3 protein-coding genes are annotated in these 4,943 nt (G+C 48.6%); 2 read left to right on the forward strand and 1 reads right to left on the reverse strand.

The features are described from left to right. Positions 1 to 47: 47 nt before the first annotated feature. Positions 48 to 200: a hypothetical protein gene (locus tag QT974_RS30885; RefSeq protein ID WP_333472190.1), complete on the reverse strand. Its 153-nt coding sequence runs from the start codon at positions 198 to 200 to the stop codon at positions 48 to 50. A 129-nt stretch (positions 201 to 329) separates the two neighbouring features. Between QT974_RS30885 and QT974_RS30890 the strand changes: the two genes are divergently transcribed. Together QT974_RS30890 and QT974_RS30895 are read left to right on the forward strand one after the other, a co-directional pair. Next, complete coding sequence (locus QT974_RS30890) at positions 330 to 1,889, forward strand: phytoene desaturase family protein (RefSeq protein ID WP_333472191.1); 1,560 nt, start codon at positions 330 to 332, stop codon at positions 1,887 to 1,889. Positions 1,890 to 2,160: 271 nt separating this feature from the next. Next, positions 2,161 to 4,053, forward strand: coding sequence for an Rqc2 family fibronectin-binding protein (locus tag QT974_RS30895; protein ID WP_333472192.1), 1,893 nt, complete (start codon positions 2,161 to 2,163; stop codon positions 4,051 to 4,053). Positions 4,054 to 4,943 lie beyond the last annotated feature (890 nt).

A 4,943-nucleotide genomic window follows, 5' to 3' on the forward strand; every position in this document is an offset into this window, starting at 1 on the left:
TATCGTGCGGTTCCGAGTATTTAGCAGACGCTGAAGTTATTAAATTTTCATTCCTTAGAAAGATCGAACCATGATTTAGCACCACCATCCATCCAGAGGCGAATCGATTTATTGCGAATGAATTGACAAATTCTAATCGCTTCATCGATCGCCTGAAACTGACATGGTTTTGCGTAAGCCTTGAATTCGAGAACGAGCATCTTCTTTTCCTCCTGTTCCTATGATAACCTATTTATCATAGGAATACCTGACTTCCTCTAAAAATATGGAGAAAGTTCCCCGCTTAAGGGGGAGGCTCTAACCCCAATTTTATAGTAGCGGAGAAAAACATGGTGACGATCGCCCCCACGGACACAGAAATCATCATCATCGGTAGCGGTATCGGTGGGTTGACTTGCGGTGCAATGCTTGCCAGATATGGCTTTGATGTGATTGTCTGCGAAAGTCATTCGATCGCGGGCGGGGCAGCACACGGGTTCCAACGGGACGGATTTACCTTCGATTCCGGGCCGTCTTTGTACTCAGGATTGTCCTACAGCCCCTCTGCAAATCCGCTGCGACAAGTTCTCGATGCGATCGGCGAAAAACTTCCCTGCATCACTTACGATACTTGGGGTTGCTGTTTGCCTGAAGGCGATTTTGACACCTCCGTAGGCGCGAGTCAATTTGGTGAAGTGCTGTTAAAACTGCGCGGAAGCGAAGCAGCAGCCGAATGGCAAAAACTCCAGCGCGTTATGGAACCCTACGCCAAAGCTGCCACAGCCTTACCATCACTGGCTTTGCGCTTCGATTGGGGCGCTGCGATCGCACTGGGCCAATTTGCACCGACTTTCCTGCAAAGTGCTGGCGATGCGATCGCCCTTGCAGGCCCTTTCAGCCGAATTATGGAAGCAAATGTCAAAGATCCGTTTGTGAAAAATTGGCTGAACCTGTTGTGTTTCCTGCTGTCTGGACTTCCAGCCGACGGCACGATCGCAGCAGAGGTAGCTTTCATGTTCGCCGACTGGTATCGCCCCAATGCAGTTTTGGACTATCCGATCGGCGGTAGTGCAGCCCTTGTCGATGCCCTGGTACGCGGTTTAGAGCGCCACGGAGGGCAGTTGCTGCTAAATTCTCACGTTGCAGAGGTTTTGGTGGAAAACAACCGGGCGGCCGGTGTGCGACTGCGATCGGGCAAAATTATTCGATCGCGCAAAGCCGTCGTTTCCAACGCCTCGGTTTGGGATACGCTGAAACTTTTGCCGGAAAACTCTATCCCCAAACGCTTTCGCCAACAGCGACAGGCGACTCCCGAATGCGATAGTTTTATGCACTTACATCTGGGAATTGATGCTGCGGGAGTGCGATCGGACTTAGCCTGTCACTACATCTTCGTCAAGGACTGGGAAATGGGAGTTTCTGCGCCTCAGAACGTCGTCCTGGTCTCGATTCCCTCCCTGCTCGACCCCCACCTCGCGCCGGATGGGAAACACGTCATTCATGCCTACACGCCCGGTAACGAGCCCTACGATTTGTGGCAAAAGCTCGATCGCACCAGCGCCGAATACAAACAGCAAAAGCAGGCGCGCGCCGAGGTAATGTGGCAAGCGTTAGAAAGAATTATCCCCGATATTCGATCGCGCTGCGAAGTCACGTTAGTTGGAACACCGCTAACCCACGAACGGTTTTTGCGGAGAAATCGGGGCTCCTACGGGCCGGGAATTCGGGCGGGTACAGGCTTGTTTCCCGGGCCGGGAACCCCTTTGGCGGGTCTGTTTTGCTGCGGAGATTCCACGTTTCCGGGCATTGGTTTGCCCGCTGTTGCTGCTAGCGGGGCGATCGCAGCCAATACGATCGCACCCCTGCACAAACATTTAGAAATGCTGCGGGATCTCGGTCTAAAATCTTAGACTTATGGCATGAAATATTGCAAATAAAAATAGGTTCGATCCTTCCGAATGCGAGTCCGCATCCAAATCAGAGAGGACTCGCATTCGGAACGATCGAACCTAATGGTTGTGTCCTGTATTTGCTAAAATGCGATCGCACATTCTTGTGTCCGGATTGGCGATCGGCGGATTATCAAAAATTGGCACAAAACTTTGATAATATCGGTCAAATACGACCAACATCTGTCAGCATAGAATTACACACAGCTCGATCGATCGCAAAGAGGCCACCGTGCAACCCGTAGACTTTACAACTTTAAACGCCACTTGCAGCGAACTGCGAGCCCAATGGCTGCCAGCGCGCTTAGAACAAGTCTACCAGCGCGATCGATTCACCGTGTCCCTGGCCCTGCGCACCATGAAAGGGCGCGGCTGGATAGACATTTCATCCCATCCAACAGCCGCCCGCATCTGCGTCGGCGACTCCCCGCCTCGAATTCCCGACACCTTCACCTTCAGCGAACAACTGCGGCACCAACTCAGCGGTTTAGCCTTAGTTTCCATCGCCCCCGTGTCCCCTTGGGAAAGAGTCATCGACTTGCAATTCGCCAAACGTCCGGGCGAACCAGCCCTCTGGCATCTCTACGCCGAAATCATGGGTAAGTACAGCAACGTCATCCTCACCGCCGAAGATAATCTCGTTGTCACCTGCGCCCACCAAGTCAGCGCCAAACAGTCCAGCGTGCGTCCCATCCAAACCGGGCAACCCTACGAATTGCCCCCGTCTTTGACCGATGCAGTGCCCAGCGCGATCGAATCTCTCGATCGCTGGAAAGAACGAATTAGCCTGGTTCCCGGGCAATTAAAGACCAATCTGTTGAAGAATTACCGAGGGTTGAGTAAGGTCTTAGTTTTGTCCATGATTCGATCGGCAAATCTCGACCCCGAACAATCCACCGACAGCCTAAATCCCCACCAATGGGAGCAACTATTTCAGCGCTGGCTGTACTGGTTGCAATGCCTAGAAAACTCCAAATTTCAACCGAGTTTTACCCCCGAAGGCTACAGCGTCATCGACTGGCCAAAACCAAACGAAAAAGAAACAAATCCCGAAAACAAATCTAATTCCCCTCTTCCTTCTTCCTTCTCTAAAGAAGCTGAATCTGCAAAAGAATCTAACTCCCCTCTTCCGACTTCCCTCGGAATGAAATCCGTTACATCCGTTACATCCGTTACAGAATCCGCTGCCGAACTTCCTTCTTCCTTCTCTTCCGTCCAACAATTACTCAACAGCTACTATACAGGCGAAATCAACCAACAAGTATTCGCGCAACTGCGACATCAGCTTACCCAAAAACTCAACAACGTCCTAGCCAAACTGCGCCTCAAAGCCAACACATTTAAAGAACGCTTGCAGCAATCGGCAGATGCAGATACTCACAAATCCCAAGCCGACTTGTTAATGGCAAACTTGCATCATTGGGAACCGGGAATGAAATCAATTTCTCTCCCAGACTTTGAAACAGAAAAACCAGTTATCATTGCGCTAAACCCAGAAAAAAACGCCGTTCAAAACGCTCAAGCCCTGTACAAAAAACATCAAAAACTTAAAAGAGCTCGGATTGCAGTAGAACCTTTATTAGCCGCCGTACAAGAAGAAATCGACTATTTAGAACAAGTCGAAGCCGCACTTTCGGTATTGGAAACGTACCGCAACACCCAAGATTTGCAAACCCTCGCCGAAATCCGCGAAGAACTGATCCAGCAAAAATATCTAGTTGTATCAGATTACCGCGGTAGTGACAAAAATGCTGCGATCGAATTTCACCGCTACCAAACCCCCAGCGGCTTTGAACTCTTAATCGGGCGCAACAACCGCCAAAACGACCAACTCACCTTTCGCACCGCCAACGACTACGATTTGTGGTTTCACACCCTAGAAATTCCCGGAAGTCACGCCTTGCTGCGCCTCACACCCGGTACAGTTGCTGAAGAAACCGATTTGCAATTTGCGGCAGACATGACTGCATACTACAGTCGCGCCCGCCACAGCGAACAAGTTCCGGTGGTTTATACCGAACCGAAATATGTCTACAAGCCGAAAGGTGCGAAGCCTGGTATGGTTGTGTACAAGCAAGAGCGAATTGTCTGGGGTCGGCCGCAGCAAGCCCCAGCAGGTGCGTAGTGAGGACGGAGAGTCCGCATCCAATCACAGAGGACAGGTTCGTAGTCAGGACTTCAGTCCGCATCCAATAACAGAGAACTCAAGTCCGAACGATCAAACATAAAAAATCTGTCTCCAATGTAACGTTTTCTTGCAAAAAATAAATTTTCTTGCTAAAATACCGCTGAAGAGGGATGATATTGCTCTTGTAACCCGCTGCAAAGAAACGTGCAACTTGGGTTTCCTCACTGTGAGAAAAACACTGTGGGAAAAAAACACAACGGATTTAACTATTTTGCAGACCAGCTTTAGCTAAAGCTGGTCGTTTCTGTTTAAACTTACAACTACAAGACGACTTATTGGATAAACCTTTGCTCGATCCCGAAACCGCAGATATCAGGCAGATTAACACGGATTAACGCAGATGCCTTTTGGGAGAGGAAAGTAAATGAATGCAATTGCTCGTCTCACCTCTGATTGTACAAATTTTCTGTAATTTATGGTCGTTTTTCCTAGTCGAGCGCCACTGCATTTCTTGCCGCCGATGGTAGCTAAAAGACTTCTTGCACTGATTCCCAGATTATCTTGAAATTCATCTGCGTTAATCTGCGTCAATCTGCTTTAAATCTGCGGTTTTCGTATTAATCAAAGATTGATACAATAAGTCTAAACTACAATTAGTGCGATCGATCGCTTTTTCTGAAAAAATTCGCCCTAAAAAAGAACTATTACCTATTGACTTTGCTCGACTTCCGGGGTATATTATTAATAATGGGAGTGGTGACTTAAAATTTAATTTTGCCACTATTTCCATTATTTAATTATACTTGATTGAATGCTCAGAGTCAAGGTGTGAACCCTAAAAAAAAAGGCAAATTTTTTTTAATACAATCAATTAAAATAAATCTGAC

This window comes from Microcoleus sp. BM001215392 (genome assembly GCF_036700185.1).
Taxonomy (GTDB): Bacteria; Cyanobacteriota; Cyanobacteriia; order Cyanobacteriales; family Microcoleaceae; genus Microcoleus.